We start from the raw sequence: 14,107 nt of genomic DNA on the forward strand, positions 1-14,107 counted from the left end.
CCGGTTGCCGCCCCCGTCGCGGCAACCGGCCTTCCGGAAGTGGCCGGATCCCCCTCTCCCCGCGGAGCCGACCGGCCACTTGACCTGACGCAGATTCTTTAGCCCGAACGGCGGTGGCAACAGCGACAACCCGCACAGCCCACCGATACAGTTCGGTGTAGGGGAGGCTGTGTGGACGGGTCCTTCGGCGCACTGCTGCGCCACCACCGGCTGGCCGCGGCGCTGACCCAGGAGGCGCTCGCCGAGCAGGCCGGAATCAGCGCGCAGGCGATCGGCACGCTGGAACGCGGGGTCCGCCGCTATCCCCACCGCGAGACGGTGTCCCGCCTGGCCGGCGCGTTACGCCTGGGCGAGGAGGAGCGCGCGGGTCTGCTCGCCGCGGCGTCCCGGCAGCCGGTGCCGCGGACCTCCGCGCCTGACCACGTCGTGGCCGCGCAGCTCCCGGCCGCCGTCGAGGGCTTCACCGGCCGTGACGACGTGCTGCGCGCGATGGACTCGCTGCTCGCCCGCGAGCCGAACGCGGTCGTGGTGTCCGCGATCGCGGGGATGGCGGGCATCGGCAAGACCACGTTGGCCGTCCACTGGGCTCATCGCGTCCGGTCGCGGTTCCCGGACGGGCAGCTGTTCCTGAACCTGCGCGGTCACGGTGGCGGCACCCCGTTGACCGCCCTGGAGGCGCTGTCCCACCTGCTGACAGGCCTCGGCGTGGATCGGGCCGAGGTGCCCGCCGACGTCGAGACCGCCGCGGCCACCTACCGGACGTTGCTGGCGGACCGGCGCGTCCTGGTGGTGCTGGACGACGCGGTGGACGCCCGCCAGGTGCGTCCGCTGCTGCCCGGTTCGTCCGGCTGCCTCGTGCTCGTGACCAGCAGATATCGGCTCGACGGCCTGGTGGCCCGGGACGGCGCGCGACGCGTTCACCTGGACGTGCTCGGTCGCGACGCGGCACGCACGCTGCTCGCACGGGTGCTGGGCGAGGAGCGGGTGCTGGCGGAACCGGTCGACGACCTCGTCGAACTGTGCGCGGGTCTGCCGCTGGCGTTGCGCATCGCCGCCGCGCATCTGCTCGGTGGCCGGTCGATCGCGAGCTACGTGTCCGCGCTGCGCTCCGGTGGCCTTGCCTCGCTCGCCGTGCCGGGTGATCCCGACACGGCGGTGGGGGCCGCGTTCGACCTGTCCTACGCGGCTTTGGACCCCGGCTCGCAGCGGGTGTTCCGGCTGATGGGCCTCATGCCGGGCCTCGATCTGACGGCGGACGCGATCGCCGCGCTGACGTCGCTCGACGAGGCCGAGACGGGCCGGTGCCTCGACGTGCTGATCGCGGCACATCTCGTCGACGAGCACCTGCCCGGCCGGTACACGTTCCACGACCTGCTGCGCCTGCACGCCGCCCACCTCGCCGACGCCGAACGCCCGGCCGCGACCGAGCGGTTGTGGGGCCACTTCGCGCTGACCCTGCTCAACGCCGGCGAACGCGTCGATCCGCGCACGTACCGGCACGTGCTGGCCGAGGACTACCGGCACACGACGTTCATCGACGACACCATCGCGAACACATGGATCGACGTCGAGACCGAGAACCTCGTGGCCACCACGCACGCCGCCGCCAGGGCGGGCCACACCCGGCTCGCGGTGCAGCTGCTGATCGCGCTGCACCCGCAGTTCGAACGTCATCGCATGCACGCGGTGTGGCTGGACACCGGCACCGTCGTGCTGGAGGCGGCCCGGCGCAGCGGTGACCTGCTCGCGGAAGCGCACGCGTTGCGGATCATCGGCGACGCGCACTGGTGCGGTTGCGACTACGAGCAGTCGCTGACGTTCCTGGGTGATGCGCTTGTTGCCGCGGAATCGTTGGGCCACAACGAGTTCTACCGCGTGGTGCTGTGCGCGCTGGGCCGCACGTCGATCTCGATGGGACGGCCGCGCGACTGCGCCGGCTACTACCAGCGGGCCCGCGAACTGTGGCAGCGGGACGGTCGCCCCACCGAAGGTTCGCTGGTCCTCGGCGACGCGTACTGGGAGCTCGGCGACCTCGCCCGCGCCTACGAGCTGCACACCGAGACGATCACCGCGGCCCGGCGCGACGGCGTCCGCTTCGGCGTGCTGCTGGGCGAAACCCACGCGGGCCGCTCGTGTCAGGCCCTCGGCCGCCTGGACCGCGCGATCGAGCACTACCAGGCAGGCCTCGCGCTGTGCCGGGAGTTCGCCGAGCCGGCCGAGGAAGCGGGCAACCTCGCGAACCTCTCCGGTGCCTACCGCGACCTGGAGCGCTACGACCTGGCACTGGACACCGCACGTGAGGCGCTGGAGATCGCCACCCGCCTCGGCATGCGGCGCACGCAGATCAGCGCGTGGCACGTGCTCGGCAGCACCCACCTCCTGCTCGGGTACGACGAGGAGGCGCGTGTGGAGCTGCACACGGCCCTGGACCTCGCCGTTGCGACCTCGCACCAGCGGGGCCGGTGTGATGCCCTGATCTCGTTGGCACTGCTGCACCTTCGGCACTCTTCGTACGATGCCGCGCGGTCTTCGGTCTTGGAGGCGCTGGAGATCAGCCGCGGGACCGGGCATCGGCTGATCGAGGGGGAGAGTCTGCGGGTGCTCGCCGAGGTGGATCTCGCGCAGCACCGGCGTTCCGCTGCTCGGGGGCACGCGGAGGAAGCCTGGGCGTTGCACGCGAAGTCCGGGTATCGGCTGGGCGCCGAACGCGTCGCGGACGTTCTGCGCCGCATCGACGCCGAGTAGCCGACTCCCACTGGACGCCGCCCGAAAGCTGTGCCTAGATGGACGTGAGAGCGCTTCCAACGTTGTAAAAGGAGCGGGAACGATGAAGAAGCTGATCCCTCTGATCGTTCTCACTCTGCTCACGACGGGCACAGCCGCGGCTCAACGCGCGGACCGCGCCTGGTTCACGGCCTGGGCGCAGTCGCAGGAACGCCTGGCCACCACGCCTCTGCGCAACCAGTCGATCCGGATGATCACGCACCTCAGCCAGGGCGGCAACGCGGTTCGCATCCGCCTGCAGAACACGTTCGGAACCCGGCCGCTGACCATCGACCACGCCACCGTCGGGATCACGCGAGAGGTCACGTTCGGCGGCCGCCGCGGCGTGACGATCCCGGCCGGTGGCGAAACCTGGAGCGACGCCACGACCCTCGCCGTGAAACCGGGCGACGACCTCGCGGTCAGCCTGTTCGCGGCCGGAGAGATCGTGCCCGGCCAGCACAACTCGGCGTTCCGCGACAACTACCTCACGCCGCCGGGCTCCGGCGACCACACCGCCGACACCGCCACGACGGCGTACACGCTGAAGACCCAGTCGACGCTCGTCGTGAGCGCGGTCGACGTCGACAACCCCGCGCTCACCGGCACGATCGTCCCGTTCGGCAGCTCGGTCGTCGACGGTGTGGGCAGCACGGACAACAGGCGTTGGAGCGATGTCCTCGCCCGCAGGCTCGTCGCGGAGAAGATCCCGCTGGCCGTCGCCAACGCCGGTATCAGCGGCACGACCAGCGCGGTCTGCCCCAACAGCCCACCAGCGGTCTCGGGCCTCGACGCGGCAGCACGCCTGCAACGAGATGTACTGGCACTGCACGGCGTCAAGGCGGTGATCTACTACTACGGCACGAACGATCTGGCGAACGGCTGCACAGCGGCAGACATCATTTCCAGCTACCGCAAGGTCTTCCAGCGACTGCGCGACGCGGGCATCGCCGTGCACGTCACCCCGATCACGCCCCGGCCCGGCTACACCGACCAGAACAACAGGGACCGCCACGCCGTCGCCGCGTTCGTGAAGCACGGCAGCGACTGCAGCGCCACGTGCACCGGCCTGACCGACTTCGACCAGGTGCTCGCGGATCCGGTGAAGCCCAACAGCATCCTGCCCGCCTACGACACGGGTGACGGTGTGCACGCCAACATCGCGGGCCAGCAGGCGATCGCGGACTACATCGCCCTGCGGAAGCTCAGCACCCCGTAGAGCAGCCCGCCGACGAAGAACGCCACCACCACACCGACGTTCGCGGCCATGCCCCACCCGACCGCGACCGCCACTACGAGCGACACGACGCCGGGCACGTTGAAACGCCCGTAGGCCCCGGCAGGGTCGTACAGCGCGTCAGGCAGGTAGCCGTCACGCCGGTGCAGCCACAGGTCGACGACGAAGATGCTCGCCCAGGCCGCTGTCACCACGCCGATCAGGATCAGGAACGACTGCAGCGGCGCGAAGAAGTTCGGCGTGATGAACACCAGGTAGACACCACCGACGATCATGATCACGCCGTCGATCGCCACCGCCTGCCACCGCGGCAGCCGCACGCCGAGCGCCTGCAGGTTCAGCCCGCTGCTGTAGAGGTTGAACACCGCGCCCGCGACGACGCTGAGGATGGTCGCGACCAGGAACGGGATCAGGAACCACGTCGGCAGTGCCGCCGCGAACGCCCCGACCGGATCCTGAGCGGCCGCTGCGGCCAACGAGGGATTGCCCGCCGTCAGCAGCACACCGAACAGCATCAACAGCAACGGCGCGCTACCGGCACCCACCGCGGTCCAGCCGGCCACCGCACGCGGCGACGAAGTCCTTGGCAGATAACGGCTGTAGTCGCCGCCACCGGACGTCCAGCCGATGCCGTTGGCGATCACGAGACTCACCCCGGCGGCGAAAGCGGCCAGCCCGCCGCTCGACGCCGGGCGGGAGAAGTCCAACGTGGGCACGATCAGTCCGAAGTAGACCAGAGTCGTGACCATCACCGCGATGGTGATGTACTTCTGCACCCGCAGGATCAGGTTGTAGCCGTAGATGCCCACCGTGATCACCACGGCGATGATCAGCACGAAGCTCACCGCGACCGCGCCGTCGAGCGACGGGTCGACGCGGACCAGGATCGTGCGCGTCGCGAACGCCCCGATCGAGACGCTGATCGTCTCCCAGCCCACCAGCGACAGGTAGACGAACAACGTCGGCAACCTGTTGCCGTACACGCCGAAAGCCGCGCGGCTCAACGTCATCGTGGGCGCGCCACCCCGCATCCCCGCCAGCGCGACGATTCCGACCACGGGATACGACACGCCCAGCCCGATCACGACGGCCAGCGCGCCCTGCCACGGACTCAGCCCGAGCCCGACGACGAACACCCCGTACGCCACCGTGAAGAAGCTGGCGTTCGCGGCGAACCAGGGCCAGAAGAGGCGGCGCGGCGTGCCGTGCCGCTCTTCGTCGGTGATCCAGTCGATGCCCTTGCGCTCGACCTCGAACGTCTTCTCCACGGCGTTCCCCCCAACGTCCAGCCGATGACGTTAGCGGGAAAGCGCTTACGCGGGCGATACGTTCGTGAGTTCGACGTGGTCGCCCCGCAGCGGCATGCCCTCGGGCCATCCCACCGTCACCGTGTACCCGCCACCCGCGACCGGCAGGTTCAGGTTGACCACGCTCGGCTGGAACGTGACCGGCGCCTGCGAGGCCATCAGGATCCGCGACTCGGCGGGCTTGCCCGGCTGCACGTTCACCGGCGCCGGCACGCTGTACGGGTCGTCGAGCACTACTTGGATGGTGCTGCCGTCCGCCTGGCTGTGCCCGCTGCCCTTGGTGAACGTGACGGCGGTCGGCGCCCCGACCAGGCTGCAGTTCGTGTGCGGCCCGGCGGCGACGTAGTGGATGACGTACGCCTGCTGCCCGGCGGCCGACGTCGGGTCCTTCGTCACCGAGACGACGAGATCCGAGGTGTCGCACGGCTTGTCCGAAGGGTTCGCGGACGCGGTTCCGGCCAGCAACGGCAGTGCGGCGGCGGTCAGCAACGCGGCGATGCCGACACCGGCGATTGTCTTGTTCATCGTGCACCTCTTTCGGTCTTACCTAGAAAGATGTCCACGAAGCGGTGAGGTTCACCTGGGTGATGTTCGCCCTAATGGAGCAACCTGGCGTTGGTTCAAACGTCGCAACCAACGACCGGAGGACCAGCAGGCCCTCCGGTCGCCGGTCTGTGCGTCAGGCGAAGATCTCGCCGAAGAACGTCCGGAAGTCGTCGAACCCGGTGGCGATCTTCCTGCCCGGCTCGGTGTACGGGAACCCGTTGAGCCCGTTGACGTTCCGGTAGGCCCACACCCCGCTGCCGTCCACGATCGAGTCGATCGAGATGATCTCGGCCCTCCTGTCGTTGTTGATGTCGGCGAACTTCAGCGCCCACGGGTTGCCCCAGTGCCGGTTCCACCCGGTGCCGATCACCTGGCGCCCGGCGGTGTACGGGAACCCGTTGAGGCCGTTGACGTTGCGGTGCGCCCAGACCTCGCCGGTGGACTCGACCGAGATGATCTCGTCCTTGCCGTCGCCGTTGATGTCCGCGAAGTAGCTGCGGTCCGGGAAGCTCCAGCCGGTGCCGATGACCTGGTAGCCGGCGCTGTAGGTGTTTCCGGTGAGGCCGTTGGTGTTGCGCCAGGCCCACACCTCGCCGGTGTGGCCGCGCCGGAACGAGATGATCTCGTCGCGGCCGTCCCCGTCGATGTCGGCGAAGAACGTCGAGCGGTAGGTGTCGCCGGTCCAGCCGGTGCCGACCACGACGCCGCTGCCGGGGAACGTGCCGTTGACGTTGCGGAAAGCCCGCACGACGCCGGTCCGCTCGTTGAGCGAGATCATGTCGTCGTACGTGTCGCCGTCGAGGTCACCGAACTTGAGCTCGTCGCCGGGCCAGCCCCTGCCGATCTCGCGCGGCCCGCCGGGGAACGTGGGCGAGCCGAGGCCGTTGACGTTGCGCCAGGCGCTCACGGTGCCCTCGGCGTTGCGGTCGAGGTAGACGATGTCGAAGAAACCCGATCCCGAGGCGGACGCGGGTGTGGTCACCGTGATCGTGGCGACGACCGCCACGGCGGCGGCGATGAAGCGCTTCATGCTCGTGCTCCTTCTCGTCACGGGACGATCTCGGCGAAGTACGTGTCGGCACCGTTGAAGCCCGTCGCGATCGTGACGGGCGATCCGGCGTAGCTGTCCGGCGTGAGGCCCTTGGTGTTGCGCCAGGCCCGCACCGCGCCGTTCAGCGTGGAGATCAGCTCGGCGCGCCCGTCGTTGTCGACGTCGCCGAACTTGACCTGCCAGCCGTACTCCTCGGTCCAGCCGCGGCCGATCACGGTGTAGCCCGCGGTGTAGGCGCCGTTGACGTTGCGCCAGGCCCAGATCTCGCCGTCGAGCCGCAGCGAGATGATCTCGTCCCTGCCGTCGCCGGTGAGGTCGGCGAAGTAGATGTTGAACGGCAGCATGGTGTCCCAGCCGCGGCCGATGGGGACGGGACCGGTGTTGTAGGTGTCGGTGGCGATGCCCTTGTTGTTGTGCCAGGCCCAGATCTCACCCGCGTTCTCGCCCCTCATCCGCAGCGAGATGATCTCGTCGCGGCCGTCGCCGTCGATGTCGGCGAAGTAGGTGGCGGTGTGGTCGTCCCCAGCCGGTCCCGATGACGACACCGCCGCCGGGGAACGCGCCGTTGACGTTGCGGAACGCCCGCACCCGTCCGGACGGGTAGTCGACCGAGACGAGCTCGTCGTAGGTGTCGCCGTCGAGGTCCGCGAACTTCACCCGGTACGGGTTGTCCCAGCCCTGCCCGATCTGCCTCGGCCCGGCGGGGAACGTCGGCTGGCGCAGCCCGTTGACGTTGCGCCAGACGTCCAGGGTGTTGTTGCTCTGCCTCGCGACGATGTCGAAGAACCCGGATCCGGACAGCGGTTTCACATCCGCGACCGCCGGTTGGACGACCGTGAACCCCAGCAGGGCGACGGTCGCGATGATCAGCTTGCGTTTCATGTGTTCGGTACCCCCAGTTGATGTCCGTTCACGCCGCCATGGTCGGCCGCCGTTCGTGTGAATCCTCGGTGTTTTCCTGAAATCGACTGGTCAGGGCGATATGTACGAGTACTGGGGGTGGGGCATGGGGGTGGAGCTGTGTCTTCTGGGGGAGATCACGGCTCGGATCGACGGTCGTGCCGTCGATCTGGGGCCTGCGAGACAACGATGTGTGTGGGCGGCGCTGGCGGTGGACGTCAACCGGGTGGTGTCGGTGGAGGCGCTGACCGAGCGGGTGTGGGGTGAGCACCCGCCGTGGCGGGCCAGGGCGACGCTGCTGACGTACCTCTCCCGGTTGCGACGGGCGTTCGGCGGTGCCGTGGAGATCGGTCGTCGTTCCGGTGGGTACGTGCTGGTGGCGGAAGAGTCCTTTGTGGACCTGTTCCGGTTTCGCGAGCTGCGCGCTCGTGCGGGTGACTCGGTGCCGATGCTGACCGAGGCGCTGGCGCTCTGGCAGGGTGAGCCGCTGACCGGCCTGACCGGACGCTGGGCGGAGGCCGAACGGGACAGACTGCGGCAGGAACGCCTTGCCGCGGAACGCGATCTGGACGACGCCCGGTTGCGCGTCGGTCAAGGCGGCGAGCTGGTGGCGGACCTGTCCGGCCGCCTCTCGCGCAGCCCGTTCGACGAGCGGTTGACGCGGCAGCTGATGCTCGCCCTGTACCGGTCCGGCCGGCAGGTGGAAGCGCTGCGGATCTTCCACCGGACCCGGCGGTCACTGGTCGAGGAGCTCGGTCTCGATCCCGGCCACGAGCTGCGGCAGCTGCACGAGCAGATCCTCGTCGGCGCGCCCGGCCTGATCGCGGGCAGGGTGGGCACCGTGCCGCGGCAGCTGCCCGCCGCGCCCGCGCCGTTCGTCGGACGGCGGATCGAGCTCACGCCGGGCATCACCGCGGTCGCCGGTGCGGGTGGCATCGGGAAGACGTGGCTGGCGCTGCACTGGGCGCACGCGGACCTGTTCCCGGACGGCCAGCTGTTCGTCGACCTGCACGGGTTCAGCTCGTCGGGTCGCCCGATGAGCCCGGCCGTGGCGCTGCACGGGTTCCTCGACGGGCTGGGCGCCGGGCGCATTCCGGCCGACCTCCACGCGCGGTCCGCGATGTTCCGGAGCATGTCCGCGGGCAGACGCATGATCGTGGTGCTGGACAACGCCGTCGATGCCGCACAGGTCGTCCCGTTGTTGCCCGGCGGCACGTGCACCGTCGTGGTGACGAGCCGCAACCGCTTGCCCGGCTTGGTCACCGCGCACAACGCCCGTCAGGTGCTGCTCGAGCCGTTGCCCGCCGCCGACGCCCGCGCGCTGCTGGTGAGTCGCCTCGGTGGCCGGGTCGCGGCGGAACCCGCCGCGGTCGACGCGCTGATCGAGCTGTGCGGCGGGTTTCCACTGGCGCTGAGCGTTCTCTCCGGACTGGCCCGGGACCGGCCGGACGCCTCGCTCGCGAGCTTCGCCGCGGACCTGCGCGAACGCGGGCTCGCGGCGCTGGACAGCGAGGACCCGGCGGCGAGCCTGCCGGACGTGCTGTCGTGGTCGTACCGCCACCTGACCGCGGCCGAGACCAGGGCGTTCACGGTGCTGAGCCTCGCGCCGGGCCCGGACATCAGCCTGCTCGGTGCCGCTGTGCTCCTCGGCCTGCCTCAGCACGAGGCCAGAGCCGTGCTGCGGCGGCTGGAGCACGCGTCCCTCGTCGCCAGGGACACCCGCGACCGCTACCGGGTGCACGACCTCCTGCGGCGCCACGCGATCGCCGCCGCCCGTTGCCTGCCCGCACCGCGCCAGGGAGGTTTCCGGCCCTGCTCGCGTACCGGATAGGCCACCCGCTCAGTCGCCGAACAGCATCGCCGCCACCCGGTGTCCCAGTTCCTCGGGGTCGTCGCTCGCGCCCAGGTTCCCGGTGTTCCACAACGTGGCGAACCCGTGCACGATCGACCACGCCGCCACGCCCGCGGTCCGCTGGTCGCCGGTCTTCTCCTCGCCGAGGTCCTCGACCCCGCCCGCCAGTTCCGCGCCCGCCCGGTCGCGTGCCTCGGCCAGGACGGGGTCGTCGGTGTGCAGCAGGTCGGGACGGAACATCACCTCGAAATGCGCGCGGTGCCGCACGGCGAAGCGCACGTAGGTCACGCCCAGTTCGACGAACGAGTCGGTCTCCGCGCGGGTGGCGTTGAGGGCGTCGGCCAGGAGTGCGAAGCCCTCGGCGGCCAACGCCGTGAGCAGACCCGCCTTGTCCTTGAAGTGGTGGACGGGGCCCGCGTGCGAGACGCCGACGCGGCGGGCGAGGTCGCGGAGGCTGACGTTCGCGGGGCCGTGCTCGGTGATCGCGTCCACGGCGGCGGCGAGGACGGCGCGGCGCAGGTCGCCGTGGTGGTAGGGAGGCACGACGCCCATCTTACCGTTGACAAGATGTCGTGCCACGCGCAATCTTGTCGGTGACAAGTTGCGGCAGAAGGGGGTGCGGAGAATGGCTCCGCTCATCGCGTTGGTGGTTGTTACGTCGTTGCTGCTGGTGGTGGGCAAGCTCGGAGTGGCGAGATTGAGTTGGCCGGTCGCGCTGCGGGGCGGGCTCGCGGTCATGTTCACGCTGACCGGGGGAGCGCACTTCGTCGGGTTGCGCGAGGAGCTGATCGCGATGGTGCCGCCGGTCCTGCCGGCGCCGGGGCTGCTGGTCACGGTGACCGGTGTGCTGGAACTGCTCGGCGCGGCGGCGTTGCTGTGGTCGCGGACCGCCGGGTGGTCTGCGCTGGGGCTCACCGCGATGCTGGTCGCGATGTTCCCGGCGAACGTGCAGAAGGCTTTGAGCGGTCCGGTGTCGTGGGACGACCAGTTGGTGCCGCGCACGCTGATGCAGGTCGTGTTCCTCGCGGCGACGGTCGCGGTCGCGCGGTACTACCTCAAGCGTCGCAGCACTGTTCAGTCGCGGCCGTAAGCGCGGCGCGTGACTCCCGCGATCGCCGGAGCGTGCGCCTCGGCCTCGGCCTTCACGTCGGCGATCGTCTGCGCGGCGAGGGACTGGCGCCAGGCCAGCTCGGCGCGGCGCATCGCCGTCGTCACCGCGCACGGGTGCCGGAACGAGCTCTTCGGGGCGGCCGCGCCCATGCCCTGCTTGCGGATCTCGGTGCAGTGGAACGCCGGCTCGGGGCCGTCGATCGCGGTCACGACGTCCATCAGCGTGATCTTGGCGGCGGGGCGGGCCAGTCGGAAACCGCCGCGGGCGCCGGGAAGCGACTCCAGCAGGCCTGCCTTGACCAGTGCCTGCAGCTGCTTGTTCAGGTACGCGTGGGGGAGGTCGTAGCTGGCCGCCAGTGCGGCCGTGGAGACCGGTTCGCCGTCGTCCACCCAGGCGAGTGACAGCAGTACGTGCACCGCCCACTCGACGCCCTGGTTCATCCGCATGATATCGGACGTTAGGTATCCAGGATGACCGATGTCAAGGTTCCGCACCGATTCACCCGTCGGGAACCTTGACGTCGAATATCCAGGTTCCCTACCTTTCGACTGCTGGGGAACGGGTCCGGTGGAGGAGGAATCTGGATGTCCAATGTCCTGATTGTTGGCGGTGGTTTCGCCGGTGTCTGGAGCGCCGCGAGTGCCGTCAAGCTGCGCGAGGAACTGGGTGCGTCCGAAGAGGACTTGCGCGTGACTCTCATCAGCGCCGGTGACGACATGGTCATCCGGCCGCGGCTCTACGAGGCGGATCCCGACCGGATGCGCGTGCCGCTCGACCGCGTCCTCGGCCCGATCGGGGTGCGCCGGATCGCGGCCACGGTCACCGGGATCGACACGGAGTCCCGCACCGTCAGCGCGATCCACCGCGACGGCACCACGGCTCAGCACTCCTACGACCGGCTGGTGCTGGCCTCGGGCAGCCAGGTGGTCAAGCCCTCGCTGCCCGGCGCCGAGCTCCTCTTCGACATCGACACCATGGCCGGCGCGGCCGCCCTCGAGTCACACCTGCACCGACTGCCCGACCAGCCCGGCCGGTTCACCGCCGTCGTGGTCGGCGCGGGTTTCACGGGGCTGGAGCTCGCGACCGAGCTCGTCGGCAGGCTGCGGGCACTGGCGCCGGCGGAAGAGGTCCGGGTGGTCCTCGTCGAACGGCTCGACGAGGTCGGCCCGGAACTCGGCGCGGGTCCCCGGCCCCAGATCGAGAAGGCGCTGGCCGAGCTCTCGGTCGAGGTGAAGCTGGGCGTGAGCCTCCAGGAGGTCAACCGCTCCGGCGTCATCCTCTCCGACGGCACCACGATCCCGACGGCGACCGTCGTGTGGACCGCGGGCATGACCGCGAGCCCGCTCACGTCGTTCGTCCCGGGGCAGAAGGACAAGCTCGGCCGGCTCGACGTCGACGAGTACCTGCGGGTGCGCGGCCTGCCGGACGTGTACGCGGCGGGGGACACGGCGGCGCCAGTCTCGCCCAGGGAAGGGCGCGTGGTGATGCAGAGCTGTCAGCACGCGTTGCCGCAGGGCAAGCTCGCCGGGCACAACGTCGCCGCGGACCTCCTCCAGGAACAGCTCGTGGAGTTCCAGCCGCCGTCGTACGTGACGTGCCTGTCGCTCGGCCCCGCCGGTGCGGTCGCGACCTCGGGCTGGGACCGCGAGGTCGAGCTGAGCGGGTCCGACGCCAAGGACCTCAAGACGACGATCAACTCGAAGTGGATCTACCCGCCGGTCGACGACGCGCAAGCCCTGCTCAGTCAGGCAGGTCCTCAGGTGGAATGGCCCGAGTACCCGTGATGTCACGTTCCGAGGCGCCCTCTCGTCCACAGGGCATGAAACTGCTGCTGGACCGGATCAGCCTGGCGTTCCTGGGAGTCACGGGCGCGTACGTCGGCGTCTTCGCCTACTTCGCCACGCAGTCCTTCTACGACGACTTCCCCGGGCTCGGACTGCGGTGGCTGCCGCAGCTCGGCCCGTTCAACGAGCACTTCATCAAGGACGTCGGCGCGTTCTACCTCGGCATCACCGTGCTGAGCTTCATCGCGCTGGCGAAGGCCCGCAACGCCCTCGTCGTCCAGATGACCGGCGCCGCTCTGCTCGTGTTCAACGTGCTGCACTTCTACTACCACATGACGATGCTGCACATGTACGAACCGCGCGACCAGTGGCTGAACGCGATCCTGCTGGGTCTCACGGTGGTGCTGTCGCTCATCCTGGTGATCCCGTCACCCCGCCGAGGCCGATGATCCGATTGCGCTGCGGTGGTCCCGGCACACCGCTATGTTCCTCCGAAGGCAAGAGTATCGGGGGATATGGTGCCGTTGGAGTCCATTGAGCTGGCCGAGCTCAACATTCCGGACGATCCGAGGGTTCGGGCTCGTTTCGAGCAACAGCAACCAGCTGAGACGTACGACGCGCGCGATCGCAGCGGGTTCGTCGTCGTCACGGTGAACAGGTCGCGGATGGTCACGAACGTCAGAATCCGGCCCAGGTGGTACGAACACGTTCCGCCGCAAGCGTTTCCGGCCGCGCTCTACAACACCTACGTGGCCGCGGTGCAACGTGCGCTCGGCGTGGAGCTCACGCACCGCCCGCCGCAGCCGGCCGCGCCGCCGCCACCGAACAGCACCTATGTGGACGCCGCGGAACTGTCGCTGGAGCAGTGGCTGGCCGCGACCGACGCGCAGCTCGACGCGATCGGCGAGCAGTACGAGGCGATCCGCGACGCGCGGCCGCGGCCGGCGACGTTCAGCGAGGTCCGCAGCCCGCTCGGCTATCTCGTGATGCGTGTGGGCGACGGAGGTCCGATCGCCATCCACGGCGATCCCCGGGCTCTCGACAACCCGTCCGACGCGGTGCTGTCCGAGGACGCGTTGCAGCTGTTCGTCCGCGCCGGCCTCGGTCTCGACCTCGACGACCGGCCGCGGTTCGAGGAGACCGACGACGTCAGCGAGACCGACGACGAGTACTTCGAGGACTTCAACGTCCTGCGGGAGGTGGACGAGGATGAGTGACAACTTCCAGGTCGTCACGCAGAAACTGCGCGACGAGGCCAAGATCTGGCAGCAGCGCGCGGACGAGACGCAGCCGATCGTGAACGCCGTGCGCGACGCCTACCTGTCGCCTCTCGCGTTCTTCGTCGGCGACCCCGCGACTCTGGGTATCGGCGTCGTGAACGCCGACCTCGAGGCCGGGCAGTACGAGGAGTTCCGCGCGTTCGTGGAGCGGATGCTGCAGAGCGCGGTCACCGAGTTCGGTCAGATCGACGAAACACTGCGCAAGATCGCCGACGAGTACGAACGCACCGAGAGTCTCGTCGAGGTCGACCTCGACAAGACCTTCCACGTCTAGGA

Annotated in this window: 15 protein-coding genes; 8 read left to right on the plus strand and 7 right to left on the minus strand. The window is 69.6% G+C overall.

Annotated features, from left to right (window positions below):
- The first annotated feature begins 171 nt into the window (after nt 1-171).
- Together AB0M24_RS11855 and AB0M24_RS11860 are read left to right on the plus strand one after the other, a co-directional pair.
- Entirely contained in the window at nt 172-2,745 is a 2,574-nt protein-coding gene (locus AB0M24_RS11855) for a tetratricopeptide repeat protein (protein ID WP_363764678.1), read from the plus strand.
- Nucleotides 2,746-2,827: 82 nt separating this feature from the next.
- On the plus strand, nt 2,828-3,982 hold the full coding sequence (locus AB0M24_RS11860) for a GDSL-type esterase/lipase family protein (protein ID WP_363764681.1): 1,155 nt from the start codon (nt 2,828-2,830) through the stop codon (nt 3,980-3,982).
- Here the strand turns inward: AB0M24_RS11860 and AB0M24_RS11865 are convergent.
- The 5 genes from AB0M24_RS11865 to AB0M24_RS11885 all read right to left on the minus strand — a co-directional run bounded on the left by AB0M24_RS11865 (nt 3,949) and on the right by AB0M24_RS11885 (nt 7,786).
- Nucleotides 3,949-5,268 carry a cytosine permease gene (locus tag AB0M24_RS11865; RefSeq protein ID WP_363764684.1) on the minus strand — a complete coding sequence of 440 codons (1,320 nt, stop codon included), beginning with the start codon at nt 5,266-5,268 and terminating at the stop codon, nt 3,949-3,951. The genes AB0M24_RS11860 and AB0M24_RS11865 overlap by 34 nt on opposite strands.
- A 45-nt stretch (nt 5,269-5,313) precedes the next feature.
- Nucleotides 5,314-5,832, minus strand: coding sequence for a DUF4232 domain-containing protein (locus AB0M24_RS11870; RefSeq protein ID WP_363764687.1), 519 nt, complete (start codon nt 5,830-5,832; stop codon nt 5,314-5,316).
- Nucleotides 5,833-5,986: 154 nt separating this feature from the next.
- Complete coding sequence (locus AB0M24_RS11875; RefSeq protein ID WP_363764690.1) at nt 5,987-6,883, minus strand: VCBS repeat-containing protein; 897 nt, start codon at nt 6,881-6,883, stop codon at nt 5,987-5,989.
- Nucleotides 6,884-6,900: 17 nt separating this feature from the next.
- The gene (locus tag AB0M24_RS11880) at nt 6,901-7,449 is read right to left on the minus strand and encodes a VCBS repeat-containing protein (protein ID WP_363764693.1); all 549 of its coding nucleotides are present in this window, start codon (nt 7,447-7,449) and stop codon (nt 6,901-6,903) included.
- On the minus strand, nt 7,334-7,786 hold the full coding sequence (locus AB0M24_RS11885) for a hypothetical protein (RefSeq protein WP_363764696.1): 453 nt from the start codon (nt 7,784-7,786) through the stop codon (nt 7,334-7,336). Before AB0M24_RS11885 ends, AB0M24_RS11880 begins: the two co-directional genes overlap by 116 nt.
- A 124-nt stretch (nt 7,787-7,910) precedes the next feature.
- Between AB0M24_RS11885 and AB0M24_RS11890 the strand changes: the two genes are divergently transcribed.
- Complete coding sequence (locus AB0M24_RS11890) at nt 7,911-9,635, plus strand: AfsR/SARP family transcriptional regulator (protein ID WP_363764699.1); 1,725 nt, start codon at nt 7,911-7,913, stop codon at nt 9,633-9,635.
- Between the two features lie 9 nt (nt 9,636-9,644).
- On the opposite strand, the gene AB0M24_RS11895 is transcribed toward AB0M24_RS11890, so the two are convergent.
- Nucleotides 9,645-10,199 carry a TetR/AcrR family transcriptional regulator gene (locus tag AB0M24_RS11895; RefSeq protein WP_363764702.1) on the minus strand — a complete coding sequence of 185 codons (555 nt, stop codon included), beginning with the start codon at nt 10,197-10,199 and terminating at the stop codon, nt 9,645-9,647.
- Between the two features lie 82 nt (nt 10,200-10,281).
- Between AB0M24_RS11895 and AB0M24_RS11900 the strand changes: the two genes are divergently transcribed.
- Entirely contained in the window at nt 10,282-10,746 is a 465-nt protein-coding gene (locus AB0M24_RS11900) for a hypothetical protein (protein WP_363764705.1), read from the plus strand.
- Here the strand turns inward: AB0M24_RS11900 and AB0M24_RS11905 are convergent.
- A complete protein-coding gene (locus tag AB0M24_RS11905; RefSeq protein ID WP_363764708.1) occupies nt 10,731-11,213 on the minus strand; it encodes an Rrf2 family transcriptional regulator in 483 nt (160 codons plus the stop codon). The two genes, AB0M24_RS11900 and AB0M24_RS11905, sit on opposite strands and share 16 nt — an antisense overlap.
- Before the next feature lie 138 nt (nt 11,214-11,351).
- Here AB0M24_RS11905 and AB0M24_RS11910 point away from each other — a divergent pair, with 138 nt between their 5' ends.
- The 4 genes from AB0M24_RS11910 to AB0M24_RS11925 all read left to right on the plus strand — a co-directional run bounded on the left by AB0M24_RS11910 (nt 11,352) and on the right by AB0M24_RS11925 (nt 14,105).
- A complete protein-coding gene (locus tag AB0M24_RS11910; RefSeq protein ID WP_363764710.1) occupies nt 11,352-12,551 on the plus strand; it encodes an FAD-dependent oxidoreductase in 1,200 nt (399 codons plus the stop codon).
- 35 nt (nt 12,552-12,586) lie between these two features.
- On the plus strand, nt 12,587-13,000 hold the full coding sequence (locus tag AB0M24_RS11915; RefSeq protein ID WP_363764713.1) for a hypothetical protein: 414 nt from the start codon (nt 12,587-12,589) through the stop codon (nt 12,998-13,000).
- Between the two features lie 66 nt (nt 13,001-13,066).
- Entirely contained in the window at nt 13,067-13,768 is a 702-nt protein-coding gene (locus AB0M24_RS11920; RefSeq protein WP_363764716.1) for a hypothetical protein, read from the plus strand.
- Nucleotides 13,761-14,105: a hypothetical protein gene (locus AB0M24_RS11925; protein WP_363764719.1), complete on the plus strand. Its 345-nt coding sequence runs from the start codon at nt 13,761-13,763 to the stop codon at nt 14,103-14,105. Before AB0M24_RS11920 ends, AB0M24_RS11925 begins: the two co-directional genes overlap by 8 nt.
- Nucleotides 14,106-14,107 lie beyond the last annotated feature (2 nt).

It is taken from the genome of Lentzea sp. NPDC051838 (genome assembly GCF_040681245.1).
Lineage (GTDB): Bacteria > Actinomycetota > Actinomycetes > Mycobacteriales > Pseudonocardiaceae > Lentzea.